This is a genomic window from Pseudomonas sp. DWP3-1-3b3 (assembly GCF_049896305.1).
In the GTDB taxonomy this organism is placed as follows: Bacteria; Pseudomonadota; Gammaproteobacteria; order Pseudomonadales; family Pseudomonadaceae; genus Aquipseudomonas; species Aquipseudomonas azotoformans_A.
On the sequence record NZ_JAFCUA010000002.1, the window covers coordinates 39,822 to 57,541 of the forward strand.

Below are 17,720 nucleotides of genomic sequence, written 5' to 3' on the forward strand. Positions count from 1 at the left end.
CTACCCCGCGTGACGCTTGGGCTCGCGCCGTTTCTGACGAACGGCGCAGCCAAACTAATTGCGCATCGCGCCTTGACCTCTCCGATTCCGAACTATCCTTAAGCGCAGGCCATCCGAATCAGGGGAGAGCCGGTACACCGGCGTGCGGGTCATCGGTAGCGTTTCAGGGTGTTCTGGGGGGAAAACGGCCATTGGCGTCTGCCAATGTCTGCCAGCATCGACTGATTGATCCGGCGTCGGCTCCACGTATCGAGCGAGGTGACGACGTCATGAGTATATTCAGCCACTTCCAACAACGCTTCGCGTCCACACAGCAGGAAGAACTCACGCTGCAAGAGTATCTCGAGCTGTGCAAACAGGACCGCAGCACCTACGCGTCTGCCGCCGAACGCCTGCTGCTGGCAATTGGCGAGCCGGAGCTGATAGACACCTCGAACAATTCGCGCCTGTCGCGAATATTCTCCAACAAGGTGATCCGCCGCTACCCGGCCTTTGAAGACTTCCACGGCATGGAAGAATGCATCGACCAGATCGTCTCCTACTTCCGCCATGCTGCCCAAGGCCTGGAAGAGAAGAAGCAGATCCTCTACCTGCTCGGCCCCGTCGGCGGTGGTAAATCGTCCCTGGCCGAGAAGCTCAAACAATTGATCGAGAAGGTGCCCTTCTACGCCATCAAGGGCTCGCCGGTCTTCGAGTCGCCCTTGGGCCTGTTCAACGCCACGGAAGATGGCGCGATCCTCGAAGAAGACTTCGGCATCCCACGCCGCTACCTCAACACCATCATGTCGCCCTGGGCCACCAAGCGCCTAGCCGAGTTCGGCGGTGACATCAGCCAATTCCGTGTGGTGAAACTCTACCCGTCCATCCTCAACCAGATCGGCGTAGCCAAGACCGAACCCGGCGACGAAAACAACCAGGACATCTCGGCGCTGGTGGGCAAGGTCGATATCCGCAAGCTCGAAGAATTCCCGCAGAACGACGCCGACGCCTACAGCTATTCAGGCGCGCTGTGCCGGGCCAACCAGGGCCTGATGGAGTTCGTGGAGATGTTCAAGGCACCGATCAAGGTGCTGCACCCACTGCTCACCGCCACCCAGGAAGGCAACTACAACAGCACCGAAGGCCTGGGGGCGATTCCGTTCACCGGGATCCTGCTGGCGCACTCCAACGAATCGGAGTGGCACACCTTCCGCAACAACAAGAACAACGAAGCCTTCATCGACCGGATCTACATCGTCAAGGTGCCGTACTGCCTGCGGGTCAGCGATGAAATCAAGATCTACGACAAGCTGCTGTTCAACAGCTCCCTGGCCAAGGCGCACTGCGCACCCGACACCTTGAAGATGCTCGCCCAGTTCACCGTGCTGTCGCGCCTCAAGGAGCCGGAAAACTCCAACATCTATTCGAAGATGCGCGTGTACGACGGCGAAAACCTCAAGGACACCGACCCCAAGGCCAAGTCGATCCAGGAATATCGCGACACCGCCGGTGTGGATGAGGGCATGAACGGCCTGTCGACGCGCTTCGCGTTCAAAATCCTGTCCAAGGTCTTCAACTTCGACCCTCACGAGATCGCCGCCAACCCGGTGCACCTGCTCTACGTGCTGGAACAGCAGATCGAACAGGAACAATTCCAGGCCGAGACCCGCGAACGTTACCTGCGTTTCCTCAAGGAATACCTGGCACCGCGCTACATCGAGTTCATCGGCAAGGAAATCCAGACTGCGTACTTGGAGTCCTACAGCGAATACGGCCAGAACATTTTCGACCGCTACGTGCTGTACGCCGACTTCTGGATCCAGGACCAGGAATACCGCGACCCGGAAACCGGCGAGATTCTCAACCGCGTGGCCCTCAACGAAGAACTCGAAAAAATCGAGAAACCGGCCGGCATCAGCAATCCGAAGGATTTCCGCAACGAAATCGTCAACTTCGTGCTGCGCGCCCGTGCCAACAACAATGGCAAAAACCCGACCTGGCTCAGCTACGAGAAACTGCGGGTGGTCATCGAGAAGAAAATGTTCTCCAACACCGAGGATCTGCTGCCGGTCATCAGCTTCAACGCCAAGGCCAGCAAGGAGGATCAGCAAAAACACAACGACTTCGTCACACGCATGGTCGAGCGCGGCTACACCGACAAACAGGTACGGCTGCTCTCCGAGTGGTATCTGCGGGTTCGCAAATCGCAGTAAGGCAGCGACAGGCGTGAACTGCCAGGCCACTGGCCTGGCAGCTGACCGCTTGTCTCTAAGCTTCCAGCTCGCGGCTTGAAGCTTGTAACGTGAAGCTGCCCGGAGGGCTCCCCATGAGCTATGTGATCGACCGACGCCTCAATGGCAAGAACAAGAGCACGGTAAACCGCCAGCGTTTCCTGCGGCGGTACCGTGACCACATCAAAAAGGCCGTCGAAGAGGCCGTCAGCCGCCGCTCCATCACGGACATGGAGCATGGCGAACAAATCAGCATTCCGGGGCGGGACATCGACGAACCGGTGCTGCACCACGGCCGGGGCGGCAAACAGACCGTCGTTCATCCCGGCAATAAGGAATTCACCACCGGCGAACATATCCAGCGCCCCCAAGGCGGTGGCGGCGGTAAAGGGCCGGGCAAGGCGGGCAATTCCGGCGAAGGCATGGATGAGTTCGTGTTCCAGATCACCCAGGAAGAATTCCTCGAATTCATGTTCGAAGACCTGGAACTGCCCAACCTGGTCAAACGCAACCTGACCGGCACCGACACCTTCAAGACGGTACGCGCAGGGATCAGCAACGAGGGCAACCCGTCCCGTATCAACATCATCCGCACCCTGCGCTCGGCCCATGCCCGGCGTATTGCCCTATCGGGCAGCAGCCGCGCCAAGCTGAAGGAAGCCAAGGAAGAGTTGGCGCGCCTGAAGCGTGAAGAACCGGATAACTTCGGCGATATCCAGCAAATCGAGGCGGAAATCGAAAAACTCAGTGCGCGCATTCACCGTGTGCCGTTTCTCGACACCTTCGACCTCAAATACAACCTGTTGGTGAAACAGCCCAACCCCAGCTCCAAGGCAGTGATGTTCTGCCTGATGGACGTCTCCGGCTCCATGACCCAGGCCACCAAGGACATCGCGAAACGCTTCTTCATCCTGCTGTACCTGTTTCTCAAGCGGAACTACGACAAGATCGACGTGGTGTTCATCCGCCATCACACCAGCGCACGCGAAGTTGACGAAGAAGAGTTCTTCTACTCCCGGGAAACCGGCGGCACCATAGTGTCCAGCGCACTGAAGCTGATGCAGGAGATCATGGCCGAGCGCTACCCGGCCAACGAGTGGAACATCTACGCCGCCCAAGCCTCCGACGGCGACAACTGGAACGACGACTCGCCGATCTGCCGCGACATCCTGATCAACCAAATCATGCCGTTCGTGCAGTACTACACTTACGTTGAAATCACCCCCCGTGAGCACCAGGCCCTTTGGTTCGAATACGAGCGCATCGGCGAAGCCTTTGCCGACACGTTCGCCCAGCAGCAACTGGTCTCGGCCGGCGATATCTACCCGGTCTTCCGTGAACTCTTCCAGCGCAGGTTAGTGACATGACCGCCAAAAAAGAGCAAAGACGCCAACCGATCTCCACGGGTTCCGAGTGGACCTTTGAACTGATCCAGGCCTATGACCGGGAAATCAGCCGCATAGCGGCGGGTTACGCCCTGGACACCTACCCCAACCAGATCGAAGTGATCACCGCCGAACAGATGATGGATGCCTACGCTTCGGTAGGCATGCCACTGGGTTATCACCATTGGTCCTACGGCAAACACTTCCTCAGCACCGAGAAGTCCTACACCCGCGGTCAGATGGGCCTGGCCTACGAGATCGTGATCAACTCCGACCCGTGCATCGCCTACCTGATGGAAGAGAACACCATCTGCATGCAGGCACTGGTGGTGGCGCATGCCTGCTATGGGCATAACAGCTTCTTCAAGGGTAACTACCTGTTCCGCACCTGGACCGACGCCAGTTCGATCATCGATTACCTTGTGTTCGCCAAGCAGTACATCATGCAATGCGAGGAGCGCCACGGCATCGATGCGGTGGAAGACCTGCTCGACTCCTGCCATGCGCTGATGAACTACGGCGTCGACCGCTACAAACGCCCGTATCCGATCTCCGCCGAGGAAGAACGCCTGCGCCAGAAGGAGCGCGAGGAGCACCTGCAGAAACAGATCAACGACCTGTGGCGCACCATTCCGAAAAAAGCCGGAAAGAACAGCGACAAAGACAATGCGCGCTTCCCCGCCGAACCGCAGGAGAACATCCTCTATTTCCTGGAAAAACACGCGCCGCTGCTGGAACCCTGGCAGCGGGAAATCGTGCGTATCGTGCGCAAGATCGCCCAGTACTTCTACCCACAGCGCCAGACCCAGGTGATGAACGAAGGTTGGGCCACGTTCTGGCACTACACGCTGATGAACGACCTGTACGACGAAGGCCTGGTCACCGACGGCTTCATGATGGAGTTCCTCACCTCCCACACCAGCGTGGTATTCCAGCCCGGCTTCGACAGCCCTTACTACAACGGCATCAACCCCTATGCCCTGGGCTTTGCCATGTACCGCGATATCCGGCGCATGTGTGAACACCCCACCGAGGAAGACCGCCGCTGGTTCCCGGAAATCGCCGGCAGTGATTGGTTGTCCACCATCAAGTTCGCCATGAGCAGCTTCAAGGATGAGAGTTTTATCCTGCAGTACCTGTCACCGCAGGTCATTCGGGACCTGAAACTGTTCAGCATCCTGGATGACGACCTCAAGGATGACCTGGTGGTGCCGGCCATCCACGACGAACCCGGCTACCGCACCATCCGCGAAACCCTGGCGGCGCAGTACAACCTGGGTAACCGCGAACCTAACGTGCAGATCTACAGCATCGATGTGCGTGGCGACCGTTCGTTGACATTGCGCCACCAGCAGCACGACCGCAAACCCCTGGGCGAATCCACCGAGGAAGTGCTCAAGCACCTGCACCGGTTGTGGGGCTTCGATATTCATTTGGAAACCCTGCAGGGCGACCAGGTGATGAAAACCCACCACGTGCCACCGCGTACCGATCACAACGACAACGACTACGGCCGCCTGGACCTGGCCGTCGTTCATCTCTGAAACAGCAAAGCCTCCATTGGCCAGGCACAGGCGGTATCCTGTGCCGCTAATGGAGGCTTTTTCATGAAAATCTACAAAGTCGGCGGTGCGGTACGGGATCGTCTCTTGGGTATCCCTGTTACCGATATCGACCGCGTCGTGGTGGGTGCGACGGCCGAAGAGATGCTCGCCAAGGGCTACAAGCCGGTGGGTTCTGACTTTCCGGTGTTCCTCGACCCAAAAAACGGTGACGAGTACGCCCTCGCCCGCACTGAACGCAAAAGCGGCCGGGGGTATGGCGGCTTTGTGTTTCACGCCAGCCCCGAGGTGACGCTGGAAGAAGACCTCATCCGCCGTGACCTGACGATCAACGCCATGGCGGAAGACGATGACGGCAACTTGACCGATCCTTATCACGGTCAGCGCGATCTTGAAGCTCGCACGCTTCGCCATGTTTCTCCGGCGTTCGCCGAAGATCCGCTGCGTGTTTTGCGCGTTGCACGCTTCGCCGCACGTTACGCATCACTGGGTTTTACCGTCGCACCAGAAACACTTGAACTGATGCGCCAGCTCAGCGAATCCGGCGAACTGGAGGCGCTGACGCCTGAGCGCAGCTGGAAAGAAATCTCCCGTGCGCTGATGGAAGACCAACCCCACGTGTTCATCCAGGTACTGCGCGACTGCGATGCGCTGAAAACCTTGATGCCAGAAGTGAACGCGCTGTTCGGCGTCCCACAACCCGAAGCCCATCACCCTGAAATCGACACCGGCATTCACACCTTGAGCGTGCTGGAACAGGCTGCCTTGCACCAGCAACCCCTGACCGTACGCTGGGCCTGCTTGCTGCACGACTTGGGCAAAGGCACGACGCCTGTGGATAAGTTGCCGCAGCACATCGCCCACGAACATCGGGGCTTGAAACTGATCAAGTCAGTCAATGAGCGCTTCAAGGTGCCAAGGGATTGCCAGGAATTGGCGTTATTGGTGGGCCAGTATCACACCCATGGTCATCGTGCGTTGGAGCTGAAAGCCTCGACTTTGCTGGAGCTGCTGCAAAGTTTCGACGTTTACCGTCGGCCGCAGCGCTTTGAGGAATTCATCGTCGCTTGCGAAATGGATGCACGGGGCCGCAAGGGCCTGGAGCAGAGAAGTTATCCACAAGCGGATTATTTACGCGGGGCGGCGAAGGCAGCTCGCGAGGTTGCCGTTGCGCCACTGCTGGAGAAAGGCTTCAAAGGCCCGGAGCTGGGCGAGGCACTTAAGCGCGAACGGCTCAGGGCCCTGAAAGCCTACAAGGAACAGCACACCCTATAGGAGTGTGCCTGGTGTCAGCTGCTGGCCCTGCCATTCAAACTCGACAGGCGCCAGCACCTGGTCAATCTGCGCATCGCGCCATAGCTCGGCCAGGGTCTTGCCCACCTCAGGATGCACACGCTCCGGTGCCATCAGAGACAGCGGCCAAAGCACAAAGGCGTTCTTGAGAATTTCCGCACGTGGCAGGATCAAACCATCGAAATTGCCCACCAGATCGCCATACAACAGCACATCGATATCCAGCGGCAAGCCCTTGCGATCCGGCGCATAGCGACCATTGTCGGCCTCGATGAATTTCAACCGGCGGTCCAGCTCCATCAACGGCAGGTCGGTGTGGGCCGACACCACCAGATTGAAGAACGGACCGCTCTTGATGCCCACCGGCTGGCTTTCGAACACCGCCGAACAACGCAGATCGGTCAAGAAGCTCGCCAGCGCATCCAGGCCAGCGCGCAGATGAGACTCGCGCTCGATATTGCTGCCTAGGCCGAGGTAAACCTGAGTTAGCGACATCCGCGCTCGATCTCCACGCCCACACCCTTGGCAGCCGGCACGGCGCCTGGCTTGGTCAGCTTGAGGTGCAGCCAGGGAATCTGGAATTCACTCATCAATACTTCGGCCAGGCGTTCGGCAAAGGTTTCCACCAGTTGGTACTGGGATTGCTCGGCAAAGGCCTGGATACGCGCGGACACACTGGCGTAATCCAGCGCCAACGTCAGGTCATCCCCGGCCGCGGCCGGGCGGTTATCCCAGGCGAAGCTCAGGTCCAGGCGCAGGCATTGACGGATTCCGCGCTCCCAGTCGTAGGCCCCGATGACGGTGTCGACTTCCAGGCCTTCGATAAACACTCTGTCCAAGCACTCTTCTCCGCAGCACGACAAGGGCGCGATGCCCCGTTAGAATCAGGGCGTCCTCGCCCGGAATAGTTAGCATGTTTTGGTTACTGGCGATTTTCGCCTACCTGCTCGGCTCGCTGTCCTTCGCCATTTTGCTCAGCCGCCTGACGGGAAATCCCGACCCGCGAATGAGTGGCTCAGGCAATGCCGGCGCCACCAATATGTTGCGCCTGGCCGGCAAGAAACTCGCCGTACTGACGCTGCTGGGCGACCTGTGCAAGGGCTTGTTGCCCGTACTGATCGCCAGCCTCGCCGGCCTGACCCTGCAACAGCAGGCCTGGATCGGCGTATGCGCGGTCCTCGGCCATCTGTTCCCCCTGTACTTTCGCTTTCGCGGTGGCAAAGGCGTCGCCACGGCAGCCGGCATGTTGCTGGGAATCTACCCGCCGGCGGCCTTGCTGGCCGTACTCGCCTGGCTGCTGACGTTCTACCTGACCCGCACCAGCTCGCTCGCCGCGCTGATCGCCACCCCGCTCACCCTGCCACTACTGGCCTGGCAAGAACCGGCGGCACTACTGCCGATGAGCGTGCTGACGCTGCTGATCGTCTGGCGCCACCGGGGCAATTTACGCGACCTGTTTGCCGGGCGCGAACGGCATTTTTAAATACAGTCGATGCGCCCGGCCCATTTTGCGGCCTTACAACGGCGACAACTGCTCCATTGGCCAGCGCGCCTGCACGCTGATTGCCAGGCTTTCGTGCTGCCCAGCCTGCAAACGCTGGCAACCGGCATAGGCGATCATCGCGCCGTTGTCGGTGCAGAACTCGGGGCGCGCGTAGAACACGTCGCCCTTCATGTCGCCGAGCATTTTTTCCAGCGACGTGCGCAAGGCCTTGTTGGCGCTGACGCCGCCTGCGATCACCAGGCGCTTCATGCCCGCCTGTTTCAGGGCACGCTTGCACTTGATGGTCAAAGTCTCCACCACGGCCTGCTGGAACGCCAGCGCGATGTCGCAACGGGCTTGCTCGCTGTCGTCTCCGGCGCTAACGCTGTGCTGCCAAGTGTTCAGCGCGGAGGTTTTTAAACCACTGAAGCTGAACATCAGGCCAGGGCGATCACACATCGGGCGCGGGAAGGTGTAACGGCCCGCTACACCTTTTTCGGCCAGACGCGCGATTTCCGGGCCACCGGGATAATTGAGGCCCATCATCTTGGCGGTCTTGTCGAAAGCTTCACCGGCAGCGTCGTCCAAGGATTCACCCAAAAGGGTGTATTGGCCGATTCCGTCCACCTGAACCAACTGCGTATGTCCGCCCGACACCAACAATGCGACGAACGGGAACTCTGGCGGTGTTTTTTCCAGCATCGGCGCCAATAAATGGCCTTCCATATGGTGCACGCCGAGGGCCGGAATGCCCCAGGCAAATGCCAGCGCCTGGGCGCAAGAAGCCCCAACCAGCAGGGCTCCGACCAATCCGGGGCCTGCGGTGTAGGCGATTGCATCGATCTCGGTCGGCACGCAGCCGGCTTCATCCAGCACCTGACGGATCAGGGGCAGCATGCGTTTGACGTGATCACGGCTGGCCAGCTCCGGCACCACGCCACCATAGGCACGGTGCAGGTCGATCTGACTGAACAGCGCATCGGCCAAGAGCCCGCGTTCACTGTCGTAAAGTGCGACACCGGTTTCGTCGCAGGAGGTTTCAAGTCCCAGTACTAGCATGGGTTTGCGCCTTGTAGAGGCTGAATTCGAAGGCGCGCATAATAGTCGTCACTCCCCCTCCCGACTAGCGGTTTTCGATCAGAGGCTTTGCATTCCGGGCAATGAGGGGTTAACATCCGCAACCCTTAAAAACCGACGACCTCAGCCGCGAATTTTTTGCGACGAGAACGTTGATCCCGGTAATGAAAGAAGGTAGCTCTGGATGCCAGCCGTCAAAGTTAAAGAGAACGAACCCTTCGACGTAGCTCTGCGTCGTTTCAAGCGCTCCTGCGAAAAAGCCGGTGTACTGGCTGAAGTTCGTAGCCGCGAATTTTACGAGAAGCCAACTTCTGAGCGTAAGCGTAAAGCAGCAGCCGCTGTTAAGCGTCACGCCAAGAAAGTTCAGCGCGAACAGCGCCGCGCCGTTCGTCTGTACTAATACACAGACGTTCGTAGCAAGCTTCTGCCAAGCCCGGCCCTCAGCCGGGCTAATGGCATTTGCGGATATCGCTTGATGCTTCACTGTTGACGCCGCAGACGCGACCGAGACAACTGCTTCACACGTCAGGACTGGCTCTTTTGCCAGCGGTGCACGTCTTCTGACGAGCCTATCAAGGCTACTGACGAGCACACTTATTCTTCAAACAGGCGATCAACTGTATCGACTGCGCCCGACAATGAGCTTCCGAGGCCGCCATTGGCCAAGACCGGATGCCGGGGCAACATTTCCATGCCAAAAACCTGATTGAAACTAACGTCAGTGAATGAACGGCAGATACACTTCCTGAATGCCCAAGCAGACAACTGATGATCGAGCCGCGCAACGCGTGCGCTTGAGCAATCAATGGGCCCTCATTGACACGCAGTGATGACGAGAACGCCATGGCCGGGCTGATTCCCCAGAGCTTTATTGACGACCTTCTGAACCGCACCGACATCGTCGATGTTGTCAGCTCGCGCGTGCAACTGAAAAAAGCCGGCAAGAACTACACCGCCTGCTGCCCGTTTCACAAAGAGAAAACCCCATCGTTCAGCGTCAGTCCCGACAAGCAGTTCTACTACTGCTTCGGCTGCGGCGCAGGCGGTAACGCCCTGGGTTTTCTCATGGACCACGACAACCTGGACTTCCCCCAGGCGATCGAGGACCTGGCAAAAGCGGCGGGCATGGAAGTGCCACGCGAAGAAAGTGGCCGTGCGCACAAGCCGCGCCAACCCACCGATTCGCCGCTGTACCCGCTGCTGACGGCCGCTGCCGACTTTTACCGTCAGGCGCTTAAAAGCCATCCGCAGCGCAAGGCCGCCGTCGACTACCTGAAAGGCCGCGGCCTTACCGGGGAAATCGCCCGCGACTTCGGCCTGGGGTTCGCCCCGCCCGGCTGGGACAACCTGTACAAGCACCTGAGCAGCGACACCCTCCAGCAAAAGGCCATGATCGACGCCGGCCTGCTGGTGGAAAACGCCGAAACCGGCAAACGCTACGACCGCTTCCGCGACCGCGTGATGTTCCCGATTCGCGACAGCCGGGGCCGCATCATCGCCTTTGGTGGCCGTGTGCTGGGGGACGACAAGCCCAAGTACCTGAACTCCCCGGAAACCCCAGTGTTCCACAAGGGCCAGGAGCTCTACGGCCTGTTCGAGGCGCGCAAGAACAACCGCAACCTCGATGAAATCATCGTGGTTGAAGGCTATATGGACGTGATCGCGCTCGCCCAACAGGGCTTGCGCAATGCCGTCGCCACGCTGGGCACCGCGACCAGCGAAGAACACATGAAGCGCTTGTTTCGCGTGGTACCCAGCGTGCTGTTCTGCTTCGACGGTGACCAGGCCGGCCGCAACGCCGCCTGGCGCGCGCTGGAGGCAACACTTTCCAGCCTGCAAGATGGACGTCGCGCGCGCTTCCTGTTCCTGCCCGAAGGCGAAGACCCGGACACCCTGGTTCGCTCTGAAGGCACCGATGCATTCCGCGCACGCATCAATCAACACGCTCAACCGCTGGCAGACTACTTCTTCCAGCAACTGACCGAGGAAGCCGACCCGCGCTCCCTTGAAGGCAAGGCCCATATGGCCACCCTTGCGGCGCCGCTGATCGACAAGGTCCCCGGCGCCAACCTGAAATCTCTGATGCGCATGCGCTTGCAGGAAATCACCGGGTTAAGCGGCGAAGCCGTCAGCCAGCTGGTGCACAACGCGCCACATGATGCGCCGCCGCCAGCCTACGACCCCGGCATGGACTACGACGCCATGCCGGACTATTCCGACTTCCATCAACCGCAGGAGGCCTACGCGCCCCAGCAAGAGTGGACACCGAAAAAGTCTGGCAACGACGGCAAGAAATGGGAAAAGAAACCCTGGAGCAAAAACGGCAAGCGCGGCGATCGCGACGAGGCTTACGCCCCACGAACGCCGGTCGCTGTAGAAGCGCCAACGCTCATTGCCCTGCGCACGCTCATCCACCACCCGCAATTGGCGGAAAAGGTCGAGAGCGCCGATCACTTTGCCAACGCAAGTAACACTTATGCCCAGGTACTGATCGCCTTGATCGAGGCGGTACAGAAAAATCCTAAGCTAAACTCCATTCAGTTGATGGCGCGTTGGCATGGCACCGAACAAGGCCGGTTATTGAAAGCACTCGCAGAAAAGGAGTGGCTAATTGACGGCGATAACCTTGAACAACAGTTTTTAGACACCATTACTAGGTTATCCGCGGGCCAGCACACGCAGACCCTCGACGAACTCATCAAGAGAGCAAGGCAGCCTGGATTATCGGCTGAAGAGCAAATTCAGATAGCAAAACAGATGCGCGACCTCTTAAAACAGAATGTTTCCGCATCAAACCCGACCTCAGCTGGCGTGTGAGGTCATAGCTCGGGTATAATCCTCGGCTTGTTTTTTGCCCGCCAAGACCTTCAGTGGATAGGGTGTTATGTCCGGAAAAGCGCAACAGCAGTCTCGTATCAAAGAGTTGATCGTTCTCGGTCGTGAGCAGGGTTACCTGACTTACGCGGAGGTCAACGACCACCTGCCTGAGGATATTTCAGATCCAGAGCAGGTGGAAGACATCATCCGCATGATTAACGACATGGGGATCAACGTATTCGAAGCTGCGCCAGATAAGGATTCCCTTATGCTGGCGGACGCCGATACCGACGAGGCTGCCGCTGAAGAAGCGGCTGCCGCGCTGGCCGCTGTGGAGACCGATATCGGTCGTACCACCGACCCTGTGCGCATGTATATGCGTGAAATGGGTACCGTCGAGCTGCTGACACGCGAAGGCGAAATCGAAATCGCCAAGCGTATCGAAGAGGGCATTCGTGAAGTGATGGGCGCAATCGCGCACTTCCCTGGCACGGTTGACCATATTCTCTCCGAGTACACCCGCGTCACCACCGAAGGTGGTCGCCTGTCCGACGTACTGAGTGGCTACATCGACCCGGACGACGGCATTGCGCCGCCTGCCGCCGAAGTGCCGCCGCCAGTCGATGCCAAGGCTGCGAAAGCGGACGACGACTCCGAAGACGACGACGCAGAAGCCAGCGGCGACGACGAAGATGAAGTTGAAAGCGGTCCAGACCCGATCATCGCTGCCCAGCGCTTCGGTGCGGTTTCCGATCAAATGGAAATCACCCGCAAGGCCCTGAAAAAGCATGGTCGCGGCAACAAGCTGGCAATCGCCGAGCTGCTGGCCCTGGCTGAGCTGTTCATGCCGATCAAGCTGGTACCGAAGCAATTCGAAGGCCTGGTTGAGCGTGTTCGCAGTGCCTTGGAGCGTCTGCGTGCACAAGAGCGCGCCATTATGCAGCTCTGCGTCCGTGATGCGCGCATGCCGCGTGCCGACTTCCTGCGCCAGTTCCCGAGCAACGAAGTAGACGAAAGCTGGACCGACGCACTGGCCAAGGGCAAGGCGAAATACGCCGAAGCCATTGGTCGCCTGCAGCCGGACATCATTCGTTGCCAGCAGAAGCTGCAAGCATTGGAGACCGAAACCGGTCTGACGATTGCCGAGATCAAGGACATCAACCGTCGCATGTCGATCGGTGAGGCCAAGGCCCGCCGCGCGAAGAAAGAGATGGTTGAAGCGAACTTGCGTCTGGTGATCTCCATCGCCAAGAAGTACACCAACCGTGGCCTGCAATTCCTCGACCTGATCCAGGAAGGCAACATCGGCTTGATGAAGGCTGTGGACAAGTTCGAATACCGTCGCGGCTACAAGTTCTCGACTTATGCCACCTGGTGGATCCGTCAGGCGATCACTCGCTCGATCGCCGACCAGGCCCGCACCATCCGTATTCCGGTGCACATGATCGAGACGATCAACAAGCTCAACCGTATTTCCCGGCAGATGTTGCAGGAAATGGGTCGCGAACCGACCCCGGAAGAGCTGGGCGAACGCATGGAAATGCCTGAGGACAAGATCCGTAAGGTATTGAAGATCGCTAAAGAACCGATCTCCATGGAAACCCCGATTGGTGATGACGAAGACTCCCATCTGGGTGACTTCATCGAAGACTCGACCATGCAGTCGCCAATCGATGTCGCCACCGTTGAGAGCCTTAAAGAAGCGACTCGCGACGTACTGTCCGGCCTCACTGCCCGTGAAGCCAAGGTACTGCGCATGCGTTTCGGCATCGACATGAATACCGACCACACCCTTGAGGAAGTCGGTAAGCAGTTTGACGTGACCCGCGAGCGGATCCGTCAGATCGAAGCCAAGGCGCTGCGCAAGTTGCGCCACCCGACGCGAAGCGAGCATCTGCGCTCCTTCCTCGACGAGTGATACCAAAACCCCCGGCCCAGGCCGGGGGTTTTGTTTTGTCTCGATAAAATCCTGCGCCCTTCCTCCTCCCCCGCAATGCCCGTCTACACTCGAAACATTCCCCGTGCCATAACGAGACCGTTATGCCCAGATTGCCGACTGTGTTGCTGCTGTCGCTGCTGACCTGGACCGCAACGGCTGGCGCGTTGACTCTTACTGATGATGAGCGTGGCTGGCTGGCGGACCATCAGGAGTTGCGCCTCGGGGTGGATGCGTCATGGCCACCCTTTGAATACCGTGACGAGAATGGCCGCTACCAAGGCTTGGCGGCAGATTATGTGCGCCTGATCCAGGATCGCCTCGGCGTGCGCGTCAATTTGATCGAGCCTGCAAACTGGAGTGCGGTACTGGAACAGGCCCGCAACAATCAGCTCGACCTGCTGCCGGGCATCATGTCCACACCGGAACGCCAGGGCTACATGGCGTTCACCCGGCCTTACCTGGACTTCCCCATCGTTATCCTGGCCCATGAGGGCGGCGCCAAACCACGTACCCTGAAGGACCTCTACGGCTTGAAGATTGCCGTGGTCGAAAACTACGCCCCCCATGAGCTGCTGCGCACCCACCACCCGGATCTCAACTTGGTGGCCATGCCGAATGTCAGCTCGACGCTGCAAGCCCTGGCGACCGATGAAGTGGATGCGGTCGTCGGCGACCTGGCCTCCAGCGTCTGGAGCCTGCGCCAACTCAAGCTCGACGGCTTATACGTGAGCGGCGAAACGCCCTACCGCTACCAACTGGCGATGGGCGTACCACGAGACAACAAAATGCTGGTGGGCATCCTCGACAAGGTGCTCGCCGACCTCAGCCCGCAAGAAACCGACGCCATCCAGCAACATTGGGTCGGCAGCTTTACCGATCACCGCACCTTCTGGACCGACCTGCTGACTTACGGCCTGCCCGCAGTGCTCTTGCTGAGTACTGTATTGGCCGTGGTGATTCGGATCAATCGCCGGCTCAGTTCGGAAATTTCCCGCCGCGTCGCCCTCGAACAGGAACTGCGCAGCAGCGAGTACCACTATCGCGGCCTGGTGGAGAGTCTGTCCGCCATTGCCTGGGAGGCCAGTATCACCGACTTCACCTACAGCTATGTGTCGCCCCACGCTGAAGATTTGCTCGGTTACCCGCGTGCGCACTGGCTGATCCCAGGCTTCTGGCGCAACATCATTCACCCCGCCGACCTGATCCGCACCGAAGCCTACTGCTATCGAGAAACCCGCGCCAACCGCGACCACAGCATTGATTACCGGGTGATCACCGCTGACGGCCGTTGCTTGTGGGTACGCGACATTGTCAGCCTGATCGAACATGGTCATGAGCCGGTTCTGCGCGGCTTGATGATCGATATCAGCGAGGCCAAGCGCACCGAGGAAGCCTTGCAGCTGTCCGAGCAAAAGTTCGCCTCGGTGTTCCAGCAGTGCCCGGACATGCTGGTGATCGCACGACTGTCTGATGGCTGCCTGCTGGAAGTGAACAAGGCGTTTGAAGACCAGATTGGTCTGACGGCCGAACAGGTCGTCGGTAAAACCGCTACCGAGTTGAATATCTGGGGCATCAAGGGCGTCGGGCCCGACCTGCTGCAACGGGTGCAGACCACCAGCATCCGCAACCTGGAAATGCCCTTTCTGCGCAGCAACGGTCAGGCCTTCACCGGGCTGATTTCCGCCGAGCCGTTCCAACTCGACACCATAGAGGCCATCGTCGTGGTGGTGCGTGACATCACCCAACTCAAGGAAACCCAGCAGCAACTGCAAACCTCCGAGGAGAAATTCGCCAAGGCCTTCCACGCCTCCCCCGACGGCTTGTTGCTGAGCCGACAACGCGATGGCCTGTTGATTGAAGTGAACGATGGTTTCAGCCGGATCACCGGCTTCACCAGCGCCACCTCTCTCGACCAATCGACCTTGGACCTGGGCATCTGGGTTGACCTCAACGAACGCAAACACATGCTGGAAATGATGCAGCGCGATGGCTTTGTGCGTGACTTCATCTGCCATATCCGCCGCAGCGATGGGCAGATTCGCCTGTGCGAACTCTCCAGCCGTCCGTTGCCGATCGGCGATGAAGACTGCATGCTGACCATCGCCCGCGATATCACCGAGCGCCAGCTGATGCAGGAAAAACTGCAACAGGCCGCCACGGTGTTCGAGAGCACGGCCGAAGGCGTCTTGATCACAGATACCCGCCAGAACATCAGCGCCGTCAACCGCGCCTTCACCGAGATTACCGGCTACAGCGAGGCCGAAGCCCTCGGCCACACCCCGCGCCTGCTGGCTTCCGGCCTGCATGACAGCGCGTTCTACGCCGCCATGTGGCATCAACTGACTGCTCAGGGCCACTGGCAAGGCGAGATCTCAAATCGTCGCAAGAACGGCGAAGTGTACCCAAGCTGGCTGACGATCAGCGCCGTGCGCAACCGCGACCAATTGATCACGCACTTCGTCGCAGTGTTTGCCGACATCTCCAGCCTCAAGCTGGCCCAGGCCCGTCTCGACTACCAGGCGCACCATGATCCGTTGACCGGCCTGCCCAACCGCACGCTGTTCGAAAGCCGGCTGCAAGCGGCCCTCAATGGCCATCAGGAAACCGGTAAACAGGGCGCCGTGCTGTTTCTCGACCTGGACCGCTTCAAACATATCAACGACAGCCTCGGCCATCCGATCGGCGACCTGCTGCTCAAAGACATCGCCGTACGCCTCAAGGAACAACTGCGCGACATCGACACCGTCGCCCGCCTGGGCGGCGACGAATTCATCATCCTGCTGCCCGGATTGCAGCACGCCAGCGACGCCCAGTACCTGGCCAATAAACTGCTGGCCTGCTTCACACCGCCATTCCAGGCGGGTGAACACGAGTTCTTTATCAGCGCCAGCATCGGCACCAGCCTGTACCCCGAGGACGGCACCGACGTTGCCACGCTGGTCAAGAACGCTGACGCGGCGATGTACCGCTCCAAGGCCAAAGGGCGCAACCGGGTCGAAAGCTACACCCGCGACCTCACCGCCCAGGCCAACGAACGCGTGGCACTCGAACACGAACTACGCCGCGCCATCGAGCGCGATGAGTTGAGCCTCTACTATCAGCCCAAACTGAGCCTGACGACCCACGAACTGATCGGCGCCGAAGCCCTGATCCGCTGGCGTCACCCCACCTTTGGCGACGTGCCCCCCGAACACTTCATCGCCCTGGCCGAAGAAAACGGCATGATCCTGCAGATTGGCGACTGGGTGCTGGAACAAGCCTGCCGGCAAATGCACGCCTGGCAAGGCCACTTCGACGACTTCGGCCCACTGTCGGTCAACCTGGCTGGCGCGCAGTTACGCCACCCCGGCTTACTGGGCCGTATCGAACAGTTGCTGCATGACTACCAACTCGACCCCGGCCGCCTGCAATTGGAAATCACCGAAAACTTCATCATGAGCCAGGCCGAAGAAGCGCTGGAGGTATTGCACCAGCTCAAAGACCTTGGCGTACAGCTGGCCATTGACGACTTTGGCACCGGCTATTCATCCCTCAGCTACCTCAAGCGCCTGCCCCTGGACTTCCTCAAGATCGACCAATCCTTCGTCCGCGGCCTGCCCGACGACCCCCACGACGCCGCCATCGTGCGCGCCATCATCGCCCTGGGCCACAGCATGCAATTCACCATCATCGCCGAAGGCGTGGAGAACCCCGCACAGCAAGCCTTCCTCGCCGCCGAAGGCTGCGAACAGATGCAAGGCTACATCGTCAGCCTGCCGCTACCGCCGGAGCTTTTTGCAGCTACGTTTCTTCGTATGCGCATTGAGGATTATTCGGATGGCACAGCGGGGAAACCATCGTTATAATCCGCGACCTGTTACAGGGCCTATAGCTCAGTTGGTTAGAGCAGTGGACTCATAATCCATTGGTCGTAGGTTCAAGTCCTACTGGGCCCACCAAACAAGAAAGCCGCGC

General features: G+C 59.3%; 12 protein-coding genes and 1 tRNA gene. 10 read left to right on the plus strand and 3 right to left on the minus strand.

Annotated features, from left to right (window positions below; translation table 11 throughout):
• Positions 1-269: 269 nt before the first annotated feature.
• The 4 genes from ACP7BX_RS06550 (at position 270) to ACP7BX_RS06565 (ending at position 6,432) form a co-directional block, all read left to right on the plus strand.
• Positions 270-2,192: a PrkA family serine protein kinase gene (locus ACP7BX_RS06550; protein ID WP_016977873.1), complete on the plus strand. Its 1,923-nt coding sequence runs from the start codon at positions 270-272 to the stop codon at positions 2,190-2,192.
• A 113-nt stretch (positions 2,193-2,305) separates the two neighbouring features.
• Complete coding sequence (locus ACP7BX_RS06555; RefSeq protein WP_017138057.1) at positions 2,306-3,577, plus strand: YeaH/YhbH family protein; 1,272 nt, start codon at positions 2,306-2,308, stop codon at positions 3,575-3,577.
• Positions 3,574-5,139, plus strand: coding sequence for a SpoVR family protein (locus tag ACP7BX_RS06560; RefSeq protein WP_033898111.1), 1,566 nt, complete (start codon positions 3,574-3,576; stop codon positions 5,137-5,139). The genes ACP7BX_RS06555 and ACP7BX_RS06560 overlap by 4 nt, the downstream gene beginning before the upstream one ends.
• A 63-nt stretch (positions 5,140-5,202) precedes the next feature.
• On the plus strand, positions 5,203-6,432 hold the full coding sequence (locus tag ACP7BX_RS06565) for a multifunctional CCA addition/repair protein (RefSeq protein WP_426130549.1): 1,230 nt from the start codon (positions 5,203-5,205) through the stop codon (positions 6,430-6,432).
• Here the strand turns inward: ACP7BX_RS06565 and folK are convergent.
• The gene (gene folK / locus ACP7BX_RS06570) at positions 6,427-6,945 is read right to left on the minus strand and encodes a 2-amino-4-hydroxy-6-hydroxymethyldihydropteridine diphosphokinase (protein WP_426130551.1); all 519 of its coding nucleotides are present in this window, start codon (positions 6,943-6,945) and stop codon (positions 6,427-6,429) included. The genes ACP7BX_RS06565 and folK overlap by 6 nt on opposite strands.
• A complete protein-coding gene (gene folB, locus ACP7BX_RS06575) occupies positions 6,936-7,289 on the minus strand; it encodes a dihydroneopterin aldolase (protein ID WP_015886183.1) in 354 nt (117 codons plus the stop codon). Before folB ends, folK begins: the two co-directional genes overlap by 10 nt.
• 74 nt (positions 7,290-7,363) lie before the next feature.
• Between folB and plsY the strand changes: the two genes are divergently transcribed.
• Positions 7,364-7,933, plus strand: coding sequence for a glycerol-3-phosphate 1-O-acyltransferase PlsY (plsY, locus tag ACP7BX_RS06580; RefSeq protein WP_016977867.1), 570 nt, complete (start codon positions 7,364-7,366; stop codon positions 7,931-7,933).
• 33 nt (positions 7,934-7,966) lie between these two features.
• Here plsY and tsaD read toward each other — a convergent pair whose 3' ends face one another.
• Positions 7,967-8,992 (minus strand): tRNA (adenosine(37)-N6)-threonylcarbamoyltransferase complex transferase subunit TsaD, encoded by a 1,026-nt coding sequence (tsaD, locus tag ACP7BX_RS06585; protein WP_017739515.1) that lies wholly within the window; start codon positions 8,990-8,992, stop codon positions 7,967-7,969.
• Between the two features lie 202 nt (positions 8,993-9,194).
• Here tsaD and rpsU point away from each other — a divergent pair, with 202 nt between their 5' ends.
• From rpsU to ACP7BX_RS06610, 5 genes are all read left to right on the plus strand, one after another.
• Complete coding sequence (gene rpsU, locus ACP7BX_RS06590; RefSeq protein WP_002551877.1) at positions 9,195-9,410, plus strand: 30S ribosomal protein S21; 216 nt, start codon at positions 9,195-9,197, stop codon at positions 9,408-9,410.
• 443 nt (positions 9,411-9,853) lie between these two features.
• The gene (gene dnaG / locus ACP7BX_RS06595; protein ID WP_038843026.1) at positions 9,854-11,827 is read left to right on the plus strand and encodes a DNA primase; all 1,974 of its coding nucleotides are present in this window, start codon (positions 9,854-9,856) and stop codon (positions 11,825-11,827) included.
• A 67-nt stretch (positions 11,828-11,894) separates the two neighbouring features.
• Positions 11,895-13,745 carry an RNA polymerase sigma factor RpoD gene (gene rpoD / locus ACP7BX_RS06600; protein ID WP_314530457.1) on the plus strand — a complete coding sequence of 617 codons (1,851 nt, stop codon included), beginning with the start codon at positions 11,895-11,897 and terminating at the stop codon, positions 13,743-13,745.
• Positions 13,746-13,867: 122 nt separating this feature from the next.
• On the plus strand, positions 13,868-17,611 hold the full coding sequence (locus ACP7BX_RS06605; protein ID WP_426130554.1) for an EAL domain-containing protein: 3,744 nt from the start codon (positions 13,868-13,870) through the stop codon (positions 17,609-17,611).
• A gap of 16 nt (positions 17,612-17,627) precedes the next feature.
• A tRNA-Ile gene (locus tag ACP7BX_RS06610) sits at positions 17,628-17,704 on the plus strand.
• Positions 17,705-17,720: the final 16 nt, after the last annotated feature.

Excerpts from the sequence above, each read along its gene's own strand:
- rpoD (WP_314530457.1), top strand. The coding sequence starts at position 11,895 with ATGTCCGGAAAAGCGCAACAGCAGTCTCGTATCAAAGAGTTGATCGTT.
- dnaG (WP_038843026.1), top strand. The coding sequence starts at position 9,854 with ATGGCCGGGCTGATTCCCCAGAGCTTTATTGACGACCTTCTGAACCGC.
- ACP7BX_RS06605 (WP_426130554.1), top strand. The coding sequence starts at position 13,868 with ATGCCCAGATTGCCGACTGTGTTGCTGCTGTCGCTGCTGACCTGGACC.
- folK (WP_426130551.1), bottom strand. The coding sequence starts at position 6,945 with ATGTCGCTAACTCAGGTTTACCTCGGCCTAGGCAGCAATATCGAGCGC.
- plsY (WP_016977867.1), top strand. The coding sequence starts at position 7,364 with ATGTTTTGGTTACTGGCGATTTTCGCCTACCTGCTCGGCTCGCTGTCC.
- ACP7BX_RS06565 (WP_426130549.1), top strand. The coding sequence starts at position 5,203 with ATGAAAATCTACAAAGTCGGCGGTGCGGTACGGGATCGTCTCTTGGGT.
- tsaD (WP_017739515.1), bottom strand. The coding sequence starts at position 8,992 with ATGCTAGTACTGGGACTTGAAACCTCCTGCGACGAAACCGGTGTCGCA.
- ACP7BX_RS06555 (WP_017138057.1), top strand. The coding sequence starts at position 2,306 with ATGAGCTATGTGATCGACCGACGCCTCAATGGCAAGAACAAGAGCACG.
- rpsU (WP_002551877.1), top strand. The coding sequence starts at position 9,195 with ATGCCAGCCGTCAAAGTTAAAGAGAACGAACCCTTCGACGTAGCTCTG.
- ACP7BX_RS06560 (WP_033898111.1), top strand. The coding sequence starts at position 3,574 with ATGACCGCCAAAAAAGAGCAAAGACGCCAACCGATCTCCACGGGTTCC.
- ACP7BX_RS06550 (WP_016977873.1), top strand. The coding sequence starts at position 270 with ATGAGTATATTCAGCCACTTCCAACAACGCTTCGCGTCCACACAGCAG.